The organism is Streptomyces sp. NBC_00443, from assembly GCF_036014175.1.
GTDB lineage: Bacteria > Actinomycetota > Actinomycetes > Streptomycetales > Streptomycetaceae > Streptomyces.
In genome coordinates, this window is record NZ_CP107917.1 from 2,164,455 (window position 1) to 2,178,703 (window position 14,249).

The 14,249-nt window shown below is 69.0% G+C and carries 13 protein-coding genes; 3 read left to right on the plus strand and 10 right to left on the minus strand.

Annotated elements, in window-relative coordinates:
* Positions 1 to 150: 150 nt before the first annotated feature.
* Entirely contained in the window at positions 151 to 813 is a 663-nt protein-coding gene (locus OHO27_RS09660; RefSeq protein ID WP_328422256.1) for a ScbR family autoregulator-binding transcription factor, read from the minus strand.
* A gap of 134 nt (positions 814 to 947) precedes the next feature.
* On the opposite strand from OHO27_RS09660, the gene OHO27_RS09665 reads away from it, so the two are divergent.
* Positions 948 to 1,877 carry a ScbA/BarX family gamma-butyrolactone biosynthesis protein gene (locus tag OHO27_RS09665; protein WP_443059530.1) on the plus strand — a complete coding sequence of 310 codons (930 nt, stop codon included), beginning with the start codon at positions 948 to 950 and terminating at the stop codon, positions 1,875 to 1,877.
* A gap of 56 nt (positions 1,878 to 1,933) precedes the next feature.
* Here OHO27_RS09665 and OHO27_RS09670 read toward each other — a convergent pair whose 3' ends face one another.
* Positions 1,934 to 2,698 (minus strand): SDR family NAD(P)-dependent oxidoreductase, encoded by a 765-nt coding sequence (locus OHO27_RS09670; protein ID WP_328422260.1) that lies wholly within the window; start codon positions 2,696 to 2,698, stop codon positions 1,934 to 1,936.
* A 155-nt stretch (positions 2,699 to 2,853) separates the two neighbouring features.
* Between OHO27_RS09670 and OHO27_RS09675 the strand changes: the two genes are divergently transcribed.
* Positions 2,854 to 3,726: an NAD(P)-dependent oxidoreductase gene (locus OHO27_RS09675; protein WP_328422262.1), complete on the plus strand. Its 873-nt coding sequence runs from the start codon at positions 2,854 to 2,856 to the stop codon at positions 3,724 to 3,726.
* Between the two features lie 100 nt (positions 3,727 to 3,826).
* On the opposite strand, the gene OHO27_RS09680 is transcribed toward OHO27_RS09675, so the two are convergent.
* Complete coding sequence (locus OHO27_RS09680; RefSeq protein WP_328422264.1) at positions 3,827 to 4,813, minus strand: aldo/keto reductase; 987 nt, start codon at positions 4,811 to 4,813, stop codon at positions 3,827 to 3,829.
* Between the two features lie 9 nt (positions 4,814 to 4,822).
* Positions 4,823 to 6,166: a nucleotide disphospho-sugar-binding domain-containing protein gene (locus OHO27_RS09685; protein ID WP_328422266.1), complete on the minus strand. Its 1,344-nt coding sequence runs from the start codon at positions 6,164 to 6,166 to the stop codon at positions 4,823 to 4,825.
* A 336-nt stretch (positions 6,167 to 6,502) separates the two neighbouring features.
* Between OHO27_RS09685 and OHO27_RS09690 the strand changes: the two genes are divergently transcribed.
* Positions 6,503 to 7,381, plus strand: a complete 879-nt coding sequence (locus OHO27_RS09690; RefSeq protein ID WP_328422268.1) for an NAD(P)-dependent oxidoreductase — start codon at positions 6,503 to 6,505, stop codon at positions 7,379 to 7,381.
* Positions 7,382 to 7,498: 117 nt separating this feature from the next.
* Here the strand turns inward: OHO27_RS09690 and OHO27_RS09695 are convergent, their stop codons facing one another.
* The 6 genes from OHO27_RS09695 to OHO27_RS09720 are packed head-to-tail and all read right to left on the minus strand — an operon-like array spanning position 7,499 to position 14,009.
* Complete coding sequence (locus tag OHO27_RS09695; protein ID WP_328422270.1) at positions 7,499 to 8,671, minus strand: acyl-CoA dehydrogenase family protein; 1,173 nt, start codon at positions 8,669 to 8,671, stop codon at positions 7,499 to 7,501.
* A gap of 55 nt (positions 8,672 to 8,726) precedes the next feature.
* Positions 8,727 to 10,112, minus strand: a complete 1,386-nt coding sequence (locus tag OHO27_RS09700) for an NDP-hexose 2,3-dehydratase family protein (protein ID WP_328422272.1) — start codon at positions 10,110 to 10,112, stop codon at positions 8,727 to 8,729.
* A complete protein-coding gene (gene rfbB / locus OHO27_RS09705) occupies positions 10,109 to 11,146 on the minus strand; it encodes a dTDP-glucose 4,6-dehydratase (RefSeq protein WP_328422274.1) in 1,038 nt (345 codons plus the stop codon). Before rfbB ends, OHO27_RS09700 begins: the two co-directional genes overlap by 4 nt.
* Positions 11,143 to 12,210, minus strand: coding sequence for a glucose-1-phosphate thymidylyltransferase (locus tag OHO27_RS09710; protein WP_328422276.1), 1,068 nt, complete (start codon positions 12,208 to 12,210; stop codon positions 11,143 to 11,145). The genes rfbB and OHO27_RS09710 overlap by 4 nt, the downstream gene beginning before the upstream one ends.
* Complete coding sequence (locus OHO27_RS09715; protein WP_328422278.1) at positions 12,207 to 12,821, minus strand: dTDP-4-dehydrorhamnose 3,5-epimerase family protein; 615 nt, start codon at positions 12,819 to 12,821, stop codon at positions 12,207 to 12,209. Before OHO27_RS09715 ends, OHO27_RS09710 begins: the two co-directional genes overlap by 4 nt.
* A gap of 33 nt (positions 12,822 to 12,854) precedes the next feature.
* Complete coding sequence (locus OHO27_RS09720; protein WP_328422280.1) at positions 12,855 to 14,009, minus strand: DegT/DnrJ/EryC1/StrS family aminotransferase; 1,155 nt, start codon at positions 14,007 to 14,009, stop codon at positions 12,855 to 12,857.
* Between the last annotated feature and the right edge of the window lie 240 nt (positions 14,010 to 14,249).

Genomic DNA, 14,249 nt, shown 5'->3' on the forward strand with positions numbered 1-14,249 from the left:
TCGCTCATCCGATCGACGAGGTGGCGCGTAACGCGCACACCCGCCCATCCACTCTTACATAAACCGTCACTCAGTCCGGTTTATTTGCGCGAAGATCGAACGTCTCCGGATGTCCGGCCATGGGCGCCCGCCAGGGCCGTGGGCACCGCGTCAGGACGGCGGAACCGGGGCGGGTTGTCCGCCGGACGACCGTGCAGCTGCCAGCAGGTGTTCGGCCCGGTAGTGAGAGGTGTCCAGCTTGGCCAGCACGTCGGCCGGCACCACGCTGGGCAGCACGAGGGCGAACAGGGCCGACACCTCGTGGGACAGATCGCGGCCGGGCAGCGTCTCGGTGACCAGCTGGACACCGGTCCAGGCCCCGACCACGAGTCGGGCGACCTGCGCCGGATCGACGTGGAGGCGGAGTTCGCCACGCGCCTTGGCCTCCGTGAGCATGTCGGTCGAGACGGCGATCCAGTCGGGCCAGCGGGTGCCGAACAGGGACCGCGCCTTGGGGTCGACGGACAGTTGTATCGAGGCGCTGAGCACAGGCTCCCTGGGAACGCGGTACGCCAGCAGGAGCGCCAGATCCACCCATTCCTGCAGCTTCAGGGTCTGCGGCATGAGCCCTTCCCTGGTCACGGCCTCGTCGAGCACCGCGCGCGCCAGCTGCTCCTTGGACGTGAAGTGGAAGTACACGCCGCCCCGGGTGAGTTGGACACGCTCGATGAGCATGCCGATGGTGCTGCCCTCGTAGCCGAGTTCGTTGAACATCCGAGCGGCGGTCTCGAGGATGGCCCTGCGTGTGCGGATCGCGCGTTCCTGCCTGACCACTTACGCCACCATGACCTTTCCTTTACTAGTGCTTGAACTCACACTTACTCGCCTCCAAAACCGGACGGAGGGCCGGTACTTTAGCAACGCAACTCATCGCAGCTGCCTTGCAGGCCGGATCCAAGGGGGAGATCTTGCCCGAAGTCCCTATAGCGCCCCGCTTCTTACGTCGATCCCGTACGGAATCGCCCTCGCTGTTGCTCCTGGGCGCCTACACCCACCTCAAACACGCCGAAGCCGTTCTCATACACAGTTGGCGGCGCGTGAGCGAGAACTCGTTCACGCTGTGCCTCCGTTGGCCCGCCGCCCCGCACGGACAGCCGTACGATCCGCGCATACTCACCCAGACGATCAGGCAGAGTGGTCTGACCGTCGCTCACGCCGAGTACGAGGTTCCGCTGGAGCACCACACTCTGCTGAACTCCCTCGACCTCACCGTCTCACCGGACTTCCGGGTGTCGGACACCGGACCTTCGACTTTGGTCGTCGACATCACCGTCTCCCCGGGCAGGAGCGGCCGTCGTGCCGCTCATGCGATGCACATGGAGATCCGGACGCGCCCGGGCGGCGAGCCCGTAGTGCGGGCCGACACCGAGTTCGCGTGGATCTCCCCGGCCGCGTACCGGCGCGTGCGCGGCGACCACCTCACCGTCGACTGGGGTAACTGGCCGCTCCCTGCCCCCGTCGACGCCGCACTCGTCGGCCGAAGCCGCGCCGCGGACGTGGTGCTCGCGCCCACGGCCGTGCCGCACCGCTGGCAGTTGCGCAACGACGTCAGCAATGTGCTGCTCTTCGACCACCCTGTCGACCATGTCCCCGGGCTCGTGCTGTGGGAGGCGGCTCATCAGGCGGCCCAGGCACTGCTCGCCCCGACTGTGTTCGTGCCCGTTTCGGTCACCACCACCTATCTGCGCTATGTCGAGTTCGAGGAGCCGTGTCTGATCGACGCACGCATGCTCGGCCCGGTCGGCCCGGGGCAGTCCGCCGTCCGGGTCACGGGCGCGCAGGCCGACGCGCCGGCCTTCACGGCGGACATCCGTACGGTGACGCGGCCGATGCGGTGACTCCCGGACCGGGGAGTGCGCCGCGGCCGCCGGCGGACGCACTCCCCGGTCTGCTGTCACTGATTGACGAAACCGCCGTCCACCGGCATCACGGTGCCCGTCAGGAAGGGGCAGCGGTCGCTGAGCAGCCATGCGGCCGCCTGTGCGATCTCCTCCGGCTCGGCCGTACGCCCTTGGGGCGTCAGGGAGTTGACCAGATCCTGAAGCCCTGGGTTACGGCCGAACCACTCGAGGGTGATTTCGCTGCGTGTGGTACCAGGGGCGATGGCGTTCACCCGGACACCCTGCTTGGCGTATTCGTCGGCGGCTGCCCGGGTCAACCCGACGACCGCGTGCTTGGACGCGATGTACGGAGCGGCCGTGGGGATGGCCACCAGACCGCCGACGCTGCTGTTGTTGACGATGGAACCGCCGCCGTTCGGCAGCATGGCGGCGATTTCGTGGCGCAGGCAGTTGAAGATCCCGCGGACATTGGTGTCCATGACACTGTCGTAGACGTCGTCCGACATCAGGTGCAGTGGGGTGCGGTCACCACCAATCCCGGCGTTGTTGAAGGCGGAGTCGAGCCGACCGTACTGCTCGACGACGAAATCCACCGCCCTCGCGACGTCCTCGGCGACGCGGACGTCGCCGACCACGTACGCCGCCTCCGCCCCCTTGTCGCGAAGCTCCCCCACGAGAGCGGCCAGCCGCTCCTCCCGCCGCGCGGTGACCACCACCACCGCCCCCTCCTCCGCGAACACCCGCGCCGCCGCCTCGCCTATGCCGCTGCTCGCCCCGGTGACAAGAACGACTTTCCCCGTCAGAAGATCACTGGTCATGGGTGGAGTCTTACAGGCGTGGCCGCCGGAGGACCGGGGCGGTTCGTGATTACCGCGCGATGACCGCGCCATTGACGACGCGACATACGCTGCGACGGCTCGGGCGCGAGGACCTCGGACGAACGGCGGTCGGGCTGAAGGGAGTGAGGGACTTCATGCCGAAGCAGCCGATCACCATCATCGGGCTGGGCCCCATGGGGCACGCAATGGCCGTTGCGTACCTCGACAACGGCCATCAGGTGACCGTGTGGAACCGGACGGCGAGCAGGGCGGACGACCTTGTGGCCAAGGGAGCCACGCTGGCGCCCACACCGGCGGCGGCATTGTCGGCCGGCGAGTTGGTGGTCCTCAGCCTGACGGACTACGACGCGATGTACGCCATCCTGGAGCCTGCCACGCACGCGTTGTCGGGCAGGACCGTCGTCAACCTCAGCTCGGACACCCCGAAGAAGGCGCGGGAGGCGTCCGAGTGGGCGGCCCGCCACGGCGCCGAGTACCTCACAGGTGGTGTGCAGGCTTCGCCCACGGGAATCGGCAAGCCGGAGTCCTTCACCTTCTACAGCGGCCCCCGGCACGTCTTCGAGGCCGTCCAGGAGACGCTGGAGGTACTCACAAGTACCGACTACCGGGGCGAGGATCCAGGCCTGGCAGCGCTGTACTACCAGCTCCAGCTGGATGTCTTCTGGACCGCCGCGATCGCGTACCTTCACGCCCTCGCGGTGGCCGACGCCCATGGGATCAGCGCGCAGGACGTGCTCCCGTATCTCTCCGGCACAGTGGGCTCAATGCCCGGCTTCTTCGGCTTCTACACGCCCCGCATCGACGCCGGCGAGCATCCGGGCGACGTCGACAGGCTGGCCATGGGCGTGGCCAGCGTCGACCATGTGGTACGAACCGCCGAGGAGGCCGGCGTCGATGCCACCCTGCCCGCCGCGGTCCTGGAGATCTTCCGACGGGGCATCGCTGCCGGACACGCGGCGGACAGCTTCACCAGCCTGATCGAGACCTTCAAGAAGCCGACGGCCTGAACCACTTGCGGGCCGCGCGCCCCCGCCCTTGGAGGCCGTCGACTCGGTGGCCTCCCACCCGCCGAGCACTGTGTGCGGGAGTGCGCGGGCCTCGCTCGGCTCACCGCGCCCAGGCCTCCGGGCCGGGGCCGCCCCTTCCCACCGGAGGGAAGAGCTCGTCGAGGGTGCGCAGCACCTCGTCGCTCAGGCTCAGTCGCGTGGCCCGCAGGGCTCCGTGCAACTGCTCGACGCTGCGCGGGCCGATCACCGGTGCCGTGACGCCCGGGCGGGACATGACCCAGGCAAGACCGACCTCCGCGGGGTCCGCCGCGAGCTCCGCACACAGCTTCTCGTACGCCATGACGGCCTCGCGGTGGCCCTCCAGCGCCTCCGCAGCCCGGCCCTGGGCGCTCTTCATCGCGCTGCCCTCGGACAGCTTGCGCAAGGCCCCGCCGAGCAGCCCGCCGTGCAGCGGTGACCACGCCAGTACGGCCACCCCATAGCGTTGGCAGGCCGGGATCACTTCGAGTTCGACGTGCCGGGTGACGAGGTTGTACACGCTCTGCTCGGAGACGATGCCGAGGAAATGGCGGCGCGCGGCGGCCTCCTGGGCCTCGGCGATGTGCCATCCGGCGAAGTTGGAGGAGCCGACGTAGCGCACCTTTCCCTGCTGGGTGAGGGTGTCCATCGCCTGCCACACCTCCTCCCAGGGGGCGTGCCGGTCGATCCGGTGCATCTGGAACAGGTCGATCCAGTCGGTTCGCAGCCGCCGCAGCGACGCCTCGCAGGAGGCGATGATGTGACGTGCCGAGAGCCCGGAGTCGTTGGGCCAGTCACTCATGGGACTGGCGACCTTGGTCCCGAGGATGACCTTCTCGCGCCGGCCGCCGCCGCGGGCGAACCAGGAGCCGAGGAACTCCTCGGTGAAGCCCTTGTGCTTCTGCCAGCCGTACTGGTTGGCCGTGTCGATGAAGTTCACGCCATGGTCGAGCGCGGTGTCGAGGATCGCGTGGCTCTCCTCGTCGCTCGCCCTGACCCCGAGGTTCAGGGTGCCCAGGCATATCTCACTGACTTTGAGGGCGGTCCGGCCCAGGTGGGTGTAGCGCATGGTGGTGTGTCAGCCCCCGTTGCGTCGGTTGCCGGTCAGCCGCTCGAGCAGCGGGACGATGTCGTGCGGGCTCGGGGTGGCCAACAGCTCCTCGTGGACACGGTCGGCGCCGGCCCGGAAGGAGGGCTCGGTCAGGACGCGGGCGAGCCTCTTGGTCATCTCCTCGACGGAGTGCTCGGCACGGTCCAGCACCAGGCCCGCGCCGCGGGAGAGCACGTACTGCGACGTGGGTGGTGCGTCCATGTGCCTGGCGGTGAACGAGGTGTGCGTGCCGTCGTCGTGCTGGACACCGATCTCGATGTCCCCGACGGTGACGAGCTGCGGCACCCGCATCGCCGACGCCGCGCCGAACGTCCCGATCCCGCCGTGGTGGACGATGGCCGAGCAGCTCGGCAGCAGCTGGTTGAGGGGGACGTAGTCGACCATGCGGACGTTGCGCGGCACGTCGATGCCCTGGGTTTGCGCGCTGTCCAACGTGGCGACCACCTCGACGTCGAGGTCGGCGACACTGCGCAGCATGGCGGCGATGAACTCCTCGCCGTCCTTGAAGAACTGGCGGACCGACACGCCCAGGGACAGCGCGACCCTCGGTCGGTCGGCCTCGTGGCGCAGCCAGGGCGGAACCGCTCCGGTGCCGGTGAAGGGCACCCAGCGGACCGGGACGACACGGTTGTCGGTGGGAAGCCGCATCGCGGACGGAATGGGGTCGATGGTCCACTGGCCGAGCAGCAGTTCGTCGTCGACGTCCACCCCGTAGTGCTCGGCGACGGGCCGCACCGCGCGCGCGAGCGGATGGTCCACGCCGGCCCTGGTTTCGGGCGTGAGCCCGCCGATGCGTTCGGTCACCCAGCTCCAGTAGTCCAGGCCCCACAGCAGCCGGGCGTGGGCGGCACCCGATGCCTGTGCCGCCACGGCGGCCGACGGCCAGCACGGGTCCCAGATCACCAGATCGGGCTGCCAGAACCGGCAGAAGGAGACCAGGTCGTCGATGCCGGGCGGCGGTGTGGCCGACGTGGCGTCGGCCGGGTGGAAGTCCCAGATCGCCGGAAGCACGAACGTGCGGAACATCTTCCATGGGTCGGCGTCGGCGGGGGGCAGGTCCAAGGCCCGCTCGATAGCGTCCAGTTCCTCATTCATGGCCGGGGGCACCGGGCGGGTGGCGGCCCGGGGGGACGGCATGCTCTGCGCGTCGCCGAGGGGTATCGAGGTGAGGCCCACCGAGGCGATGGTCGCCGCCATGTTCGGGTGCGAGGCGACGACGACCTCGTGTCCCGCGCTGTGCAGGGCCCATGCCAGAGGGACCACGGGATACAGGTGCGCGGCCGCCGGCCACACCGTCATGAGCACGCGCATGCAAAACTCTCCTCGATTCCAGTGCCGGCTCTTCATGGGTCGCGTCGGCACAATGGCGCATGGGGGCCCGAGTGACGCTACGGAGACGCGCCCAATCGCCGTTCACTGCGGGGTAATCCCGAACGGGAATCGCGATGGCACCTCCTCGAGTCATGCCGCCTGCTCGTGTGGTCACGCACTTCCCGAAAGGTAAGTGACAAACAACGAGGGACACGCTTGAGGGTTGTGGGGCCGCGACCCACGATGGAGCCGGTGTTGCGGGACGCACGCGTCAGGCCCTGATGTCGGCGGCGCCCCCCTACTTCATCGCCAACCATCCGACATCTGGGAGCAATTGTGGACAACCGCACCCCTGTGACCGTCATCGGGCTGGGCTCGATGGGCACGGCCCTGGCCGAAGCCTTCATCGAGGCGGGTCACCCGACCACTGTGTGGAACCGGACAGCCTCGAAGGCCGCTCCGCTGGTGGAAAAGGGCGCCGTCCAGGCCGAGTCGGTCGAGGACGCGGTCGCGGCCGGCACCCTGGTCATCACCTGTCTGACGACGTACGACGACACGCGCGCGGCCCTCGAGCCGGCCGGTGAGGCGCTGAAGGGGCGCGCCCTTGTCACCCTGAACAGTGGGTCTCCCGCCGGGGCCCGTGAGACGGCCACCTGGGCGCTGGGGCACGGTGCCCGTTTCCTGGGCGGTGCGGTCAAGAACGTGCCCTCCGCCGTGGGAGCCGAGGACACGCTGCTGTACTACGGCGGCGACAAGGGTGTCTTCGAGGAGTTCGAGTCGACGCTGCGGGTGATGGGCGGCGACACCGTGTTCCTCGGTGAGGACGCGGACCTGGCCGCGCTGTACGAGATGGCGGTGGGAGGCACGCTGCTGCCCGCTCTCGTCGGCTTCTTCCAGGGAGCCGCAGCCCTTCAGGCGCGCGGCCTGGAAGCGTCCTCCATGGTCCGCTTCAGCATCAAGTGGTTCGAGATGATCAACTCGGTGCTGCCGCTGTTCGCCGAGGAGATCGATGCCGGCGACTACAGCAAGCCGGCGTCGTCGGTGAACCTGTTCGTTGCAGGCGCTGCGCACGACGCGGAGCTGGGCAAGGAAGCCGGACTCGACATGTCGTGGCACAAGCCGTTCCACGACCTCCTGCACCGGGCCGTCGAGGCGGGTCACGGCGACCACAGCATCTCGGCGCTGACCGAGGTCCTGAAGCAGCCCAAGGCCTGACCCACGCACTCAGCCCGGTCTGGCAAACCGATACGCGGTTTGCCGGACCGGGCTGAGCTGTTTCGCCGGTACGGGGATGCCGCGCCGGAGCGACGCGGCATCCCTGCGTCGTCGCCCCTACAGAACGGGGCTGTCCGGGTCGAGGCCCAGAAGGACGCGGCCGTGCACCTCCAGGTTGGAGACGGGCGTCATCATGCCGTGCAGCGACAGACCTTCCAGGTCACGGTAGAAACGCTGGAAGTGGGCGCTGCGGGACAGAGCGGACGCCCCGCTCATGGCGTGCAGGGTCTGCACGGCCTCCTTGACCAGCTGGATGGCGTATCCGCAGCGGCCGTGGATGGTGGCACGCTGCTGCACCGTGGGATGCGCCCCGCCGTCGGCCAGACGCTGCAGGAGGTCGATCACCTGGGCGTTGAGGGCCCTCGCCGCCACGATCTTGTTCTCGGCCGTGGCGACGCCGATCTGGGTGACCGGGTGCCGGCTCTGCTCCTCCCAGTTGGTGTACGCGATGGCCTTGCCCGGCAGCCGCTCGACGAACAGTTCGTAGGCGGCCTGCGCCATGCCGATGTACACGGCCGCGCCTTCGGCGAGAACGAACCCCATGAGTCCGTAGCGACGGCCGGGGTTGCCGACGTGGTCCAGCAGGGTGCCCTCGACGGCCGCCTCGCCGTCCGCGACCCGATGGGCGGGCACGAACACGTCCTTGGCCGTCGTCGTGGAGCTTCCGGTGCCGATGGCGGCCGACACATGCCAGTCGTCGGCGATCCGCAGTTCGGTCATCGGAACGAGGGCGTAGACCAGGTCCACCGAGCCGTCGGGGTGTTCGCGGAGCGCGGCGAGCATGTCCCAGTCGGCCGCCCGGCAGCCGGTGTTGAAGCGCCAGGAGCCGTTGAGGAGGTAGCCGCCCTCGGTCGGCGTCAGGCTGCCACTGGGGGTGAAGCCACCCGACACGCGCACGGCACCCTGCCCGAAGAACTCCTCCTGTGCCTTCTGCGGATACAGGCCGGCCATCCAGGCGGTCGACACCCAGGCAGCGGCGGTCCACCCGGTGGAGCCGCAGCCGCGGGAGATCTCCTCCAAAACCGCCACCTGGTCCGCCAGGGGCAGGTCGAGCCCGCCGTAACGGCCGGGCACCGCCATACGGAACACCCCCGCCTTGTCGAGCAGGTCGATGTTCTCCTCGGGTATCCAGCGCCGGTCCTCGGCCTCCCGGCCGTTCTCCCTCAGAGTCGGCACGACGGCGGTGACCGCCTCGATGACGGCTGAGGCGCTGCTCGGGTCGGCTGTCATTCTGTCTTCCTTCTGATCGTCGTGGATGGTTCCCGCTGCCGGCTGAGCGGCGGCGTCAGAGCCGCACGGCACCGCAGTTGAGTACCGCGAGCAAGGTCCGCGCCTGGACGTTGAGGTAATGCCCGTGCCGGACCAGGGAGTTGAGCTGACCGGGGGTGACCCATCGATAGCCGGGCGGGGGGTCGTCGGGGGCCTGGTCCGCGTCCGCCGTCACGAACAGGTAGCGGCTCTCCGCGTTGAGGAAACGGCCACCCTCCTCCGAGTGGATCGCGTCGTAGCGGATGTCGGCCGGGTCGGCGTCCAGCACGAAATCGAGGAAGCGCGGTCGCCCGCCGACGCCGCGGTGGGCGTAGTTCTCGGGGATGTACTGGACGGTGGGAGCCAGTTCGACGGTATCGAGGAAGCCGCCCTCGACACGGGCGTGGACCAGCACATGCGGGACGCCTGCGAAGCGACGTGTCACGAAGGCGATCACGCCCCGTGCGCAGGGTTCGATCAGCGGCTGGGACCAGGCGGTCACCTCCCGGCTGTCCGCCTGTACCGATACGGCCACCACGCGGAAGTACCGCTGTCCGACGTGCTCGATGCTGGTGGGCGTCCGTACCCAGTCGGTGACCTTGGCCAGGGGCACACGGTCCACCCGCACGTCGTGCCGGGAGCGTTCCGCCGTGAACCAGGACCTGACCTCGGTGTCGGAGTGCAGCGCTTCGTGCTCGACGGCCCGGGTGGGAGCGCAGGCCAGCACGGTGCGCGCGTCCATGTTCACCACGTTGTCGCGGTGGAGGAGTTCACCGATCTGCCCGAGGGTCAGCCAGCAGAAGTCCTCGCCGACCGGCACGTCCTCTTCGGTCTCCACGATCATGTTCCGGTTGGACTTGCGCAGGAACCAGGCGCCGTGTTCCGACTGCAGCACATCGGCCAGCACCCGGCCGCGCCCCGGCTCGACGAAGTGCTCGATGTACTTGACGTCAGCGCCCCGGTGGACCTTGGTGTAGTTGCTGCGGGTGGCCTGGACGGTGGGCGACAGCTGCAGCAGGTTCGGGTTGCCCGGCTCCATCTTGGCCTGCATCAGGAAGTGGAGGACTCCGTCGAACTCCTTGGCGAGGATGCCCAGAATGCCGACCTCGGGCTGGTTGATGATCGGCTGCTGCCAGTGCAGGAGCGGGTCGGGCCCGATGGTGGCGGACACCCCCTCGACGGTGAAGAACTTGCCGCTGTGGTGGCCGAGCACCCCGAAGTCGTCGCGGAACGACCAGCCGTCCAGCTCCGCGAACGGGATGCGGTCCACGCGGAACCGATGGGCCCGGGCGCGCTGCGCGAGCCACTTGGTGAAGGCGTCCGTGGGCAGGAAGGCGCCGGCGCGTTCGGCGGCCGCCGATCGGGCGAATCGCGCGGTCAGGCGGTCGTCGACGCGGGGGCGCAGGACGTTCGCGGTGCTCATCGCGTTCCCTTCGCCGGCCACCCGGAGGCGGGGCGCTCCGTGTGCTCGCTCGTCGGTGCATGCATGCCGCGGTGCTTGGATGCCTTCCACCAGTGGACGTTGTCGCGGTACCAGGCGACCGTGTCGGCCAGGCCCCGGTCGAAGTCGACGGTGGGCGCGTAGCCCAGCTCCTCACGGATCTTGGTCTCGTCCAGCGAGTACCGCTGGTCGTGTCCCTTGCGGTCGGGGACGTAGCGGATCCAGGACCGGTCGAGGCCGGCCAGCTCGATCAGGCGCTCGGTCACAGCCAGGTTCGTCCGTTCGTTCCCGCCGCCCACGTTGTAGATCTCGCCGGCCCGGCCCTGGGTGAGGACCAGTTGGATGGCGCGCGAGTGGTCGTCGACGTGCAGCCATTCGCGGATGTTCAGGCCGTCGCCGTACACCGGGACCGGTTCGCCTTCGAGGAGGTTGGTGATGAACAGCGGGATGAGTTTCTCGGGGTGCTGGTGCGGGCCGTAGTTGTTGGAACAGCGGGTGATGGACAGGTCCAGGCCGTGCGAGCGCCAGAAGGCCCGGGCGATCAGATCGGAGGCCGCCTTGGACGCGGCGTAGGGCGAGTTGGGCAGCAGCGGCCACTCCTCGGTCCACGAGCCGTGCTCGATGGTGCCGTAGACCTCGTCGGTGGACACGTGCACGACCCGTGGCACGCCGGCCCTCACACAGGCCTCCAGGAGCACCTGGGTTCCGAGGACATTGGTGCGGGTGAAGGCGTCGGCGGAGGCCAGGGAGCGGTCCACGTGGGACTCGGCGGCGAAGTGAACCACCGCGTCGTGCCCGGGCAGCAGGTCGTGCAGCAGGTCACGGTCGCAGATGTCGCCCACGACCAGGTCGAGCCGCGGGTGGCCGAGGGGGATGTTGTCGCGGTTGCCGGCGTAGGTGAGCCTGTCCAGCACGGTGATGTGGGCGTCCTCGTAGCCCGCGTAGCCGCCCGCGAGCATGGTGCGCACGTAGTGCGAGCCGATGAATCCGGCGCCTCCGGTGACCAGGACTCTCATGCGGCCACCTCCACGCGCGTGTGGTCGCCGACGACCAGCCGGTGGTGGGCGTCGACATGGGCGCTGGGGCCGACGGTGGCGGCTCGCCCGATCAGGGATCCGGCCAGTCCGGGGACCTGGGTGATCGTGGCGCCCGCCATCACGATGGAGTCGGCGAGGCGGGTGGCGCGCAGCAGGCAGTGCTCGCCGATGGCGCTGTCCGGACCGATGTGGCTGTCCTCGACGACGGTGTGCGCGCCGATGATCGCCGGTCCCACGATGCGGGAGCGCACGACGCGGGCCCCGGCCTCGATGACGACCGGGCCGACGATCTCGCTGGTGGCGTCGACGTCCCCCGCGATGCGCGGGGCGAGCCGGGCCAGCAGCCACCGGTTGCACTCCAGTACGTCCTCGGCGCGGCCGGTGTCCTTCCAGTAGCCGGCGTACTCGCCGGCCCGGACGTCGGCGCCCTGGGTCACCAGCCACTGGATGGCGTCGGTGATCTCCAGTTCGCCCCGCGCGCTGGGCTCGATGGCGTCGACGGCCTCGTGGATGGCGGGGGTGAAGAAGTACACGCCGATCAGCGCCAGGTCGCTCGCGGGCCGCTCGGGCTTCTCCACGAGACGCATCACGGTACCGTCCGGGCCCAGTTCGGCGACGCCGAAGGCCCTGGGATCGGAGACCTTGCGCACCACGACCTGTGCGGCGGGGCCGTGCCGGCGGAAGTCGGCGGCGATGTCCTCGATGCCCTGGGGCAGCATGTTGTCGCCGAGGTACATGACAAAGTCGTCCTCGCCGAGGAACGACCGCGCCAAGCGCACGCAGTGCGCGAGTCCCAGCGGCTGGTCCTGTCGGATGTAGGTGATGCGGGCGCCGAAGCGGGCACCGTCACCGAGGACCTGGCTGATGTCGGAGGCGCGGTCTCCGACGATGATCCCGATGTCCGTAACGCCCAGGCTGCGGATGCTCTCCAGCACATGCTCCAGAACCGGTTTGTTGGCGACCGGGATGAGCTGTTTGGGCATCGAATAACTGAAGGGGCGCAGGCGTGTACCCGACCCGCCCGACAACACCAGAGCCTTCATGTCAGTGAATTCCTTACGGCGTTGGATTGTGTGCCTTGTGTCGCCGCCGGCCACCTGGCGAGAACTCCGGCCGCCTCGGCTTCCGCGACGCCCGGGGCCTGGGCGTCCTTCCGGGACATCAGCGGTGGTTCGTCGAAGCCCCAGGGCAGGGCGAGATCGGGATCGAGCGGGTTGATGTCGATCTGGGTGCCTGGCACATGCTCGCTGGACAGGACGTAACAGATGCAGGTGTCGTCGCCGAGCGCGAGGAATCCGTGCCCGACGCCTTCGGGTATGTACAGGGCGCGTCCCGATTCCGCGTCCAGGAGAGTCGTCTGGTACGTCCCGAAGGTCGGTGAGCCCACCCGTAGATCCACGACGATGTCACGGAGTGCGCCGCGGACGCAGGTGACGTATTTGGCCTGTCCCGGCGGTATGGCCACGCTGTGGATGCCGCGCAGCGTGTTGCGGCGCGACACGGAGTAATTGATCTGCCGAGGGACGAAAGGGCGCCCCAGGGTGTCGGCGAGCAGATCGGACCGGAAGTGTTCGAAGAACGCGCCGCGCTCGTCGACGAGGTGACGGGGCGTGATGACGTACGCCCCGGGGACCGCTGTTTCAGAGATGTGCACGGGCGGATCCGCCTTTCCTTCTCGCGGCCGCCGTCACAGACCTGCCGCGGCCAGGCGGTGCTCGACCGCCTTGCGCAGTTCGTCCGCGACGGTGCGCACCTCGGAGTCGTCGAGGCCTTGGTGCAGGGGTAGCAGCAGAGTCGTCGCCGAAGCCTCTTCGGTACCGGGCAGGTCCTGGGGCCCGGCACCGTAGGCAGGCACCTTGTGCAGCGGCGGGTAGCGGAAGGTGGTGTAGATGTCGCGGGCCAGCAGATCGGCGGCGACCTGGTCCCGGATCGCCGCGTCCAGCTGCACCCAGTAGAAGTAGTACGTGCTGTGCTGGCCCTCCGGCAGGGCGGGCGGCAGCACGACGCCCTTGGTGCCGGCCAGCAGCCGGTCGTAGAGGCCCGAGATCTCCTGGCGCCGAGCGACGAACCCGGGCAGTCGGTGCAGTTGCACGGTACCGATCGCCGCGGTCAGGTCGTTGCCGATCAGACGGCGGCCGTACTCCTTGACCTCCAGGTCCCACCAGCGGTCGGACACCTTGGCCTTGGCGAAGCCGGTGGCCTTGTTGTCCAGGCCGTGATAAGCGAGCCTGCGGGCCCTGCGGGCGAGTTCGGCGTCGCGCACGTACAGCATGCCGCCATCCCCGGTGACCAGGACCTTCATGGCGTCGAAGCTCCACACCCCGAGGTCACCGAACGTGCCGCACCGGGTCTCGCCGGCACCGGACGCGACGGCGCACGCGGCGTCCTCGATCAGCGGGACGCCACGGGAGCGGCACAGCTCGGCGATGGCAGCCACCTCACCGGGCAGGCCGCCGTAGTGCAGCAGGAGCACCGCCTTGGTACGCGTGGAGAGCGCGCTCTCCACGTGGGCCGGGGTCGGGTTGAGGGTGCGCGGGTCGACGTCGCAGAACACCGGGCGCGCGCCGGTGGCCGCCACGGCGTTGGCGGCGGCCACGAAACTCACCGAGGGCAGCACGACCTCGTCACCGGGGCCGAGGCCGAGGAGTTCGGTGGCGAGAAAGAGTCCGGCCGTGGCCGCGTTGATGAAGATCGTGTGCTCCGGCGGGACCCCCAGGTGCTCGGCGAACCGCGCCTCGAACTCCCTGGTGCGGGGTCCGTGTCCCAGCCAGTTGGTGGCGAACACTTCTGAAACGGCCTCGAGTTCCTCGGCGCCCAGGCTGGGCTGGAACACGTTGATCATCGTAATGCTCCGATCGGGGGTCGCGGTGAATTTCACTGCCGCACCGGCAGCAGCAGATAAGGGACCGCTCCTACGCCCAACAGGCGGGGTTTCCGGCACCGAATCGGGCAGCGGAATTCGAACCACCGCCGCCTAACGCCTGAGGAAGCTACACGGGCCCCTCAAGAGGGCAGTAACGGAGCGGTAACCACCGGCTCTTTACCCTTCGATGACCGGCTGATGGAACGGCCGACCATACCG

Excerpts from the sequence above, each read along its gene's own strand:
- OHO27_RS09670 (WP_328422260.1), bottom strand. The coding sequence starts at position 2,698 with ATGACCAGTGATCTTCTGACGGGGAAAGTCGTTCTTGTCACCGGGGCG.
- OHO27_RS09675 (WP_328422262.1), top strand. The coding sequence starts at position 2,854 with ATGCCGAAGCAGCCGATCACCATCATCGGGCTGGGCCCCATGGGGCAC.
- OHO27_RS09680 (WP_328422264.1), bottom strand. The coding sequence starts at position 4,813 with ATGCGCTACACCCACCTGGGCCGGACCGCCCTCAAAGTCAGTGAGATA.
- OHO27_RS09685 (WP_328422266.1), bottom strand. The coding sequence starts at position 6,166 with ATGCGCGTGCTCATGACGGTGTGGCCGGCGGCCGCGCACCTGTATCCC.
- OHO27_RS09695 (WP_328422270.1), bottom strand. The coding sequence starts at position 8,671 with ATGACAGCCGACCCGAGCAGCGCCTCAGCCGTCATCGAGGCGGTCACC.
- OHO27_RS09700 (WP_328422272.1), bottom strand. The coding sequence starts at position 10,112 with ATGAGCACCGCGAACGTCCTGCGCCCCCGCGTCGACGACCGCCTGACC.
- rfbB (WP_328422274.1), bottom strand. The coding sequence starts at position 11,146 with ATGAGAGTCCTGGTCACCGGAGGCGCCGGATTCATCGGCTCGCACTAC.
- OHO27_RS09710 (WP_328422276.1), bottom strand. The coding sequence starts at position 12,210 with ATGAAGGCTCTGGTGTTGTCGGGCGGGTCGGGTACACGCCTGCGCCCC.
- OHO27_RS09720 (WP_328422280.1), bottom strand. The coding sequence starts at position 14,009 with ATGATCAACGTGTTCCAGCCCAGCCTGGGCGCCGAGGAACTCGAGGCC.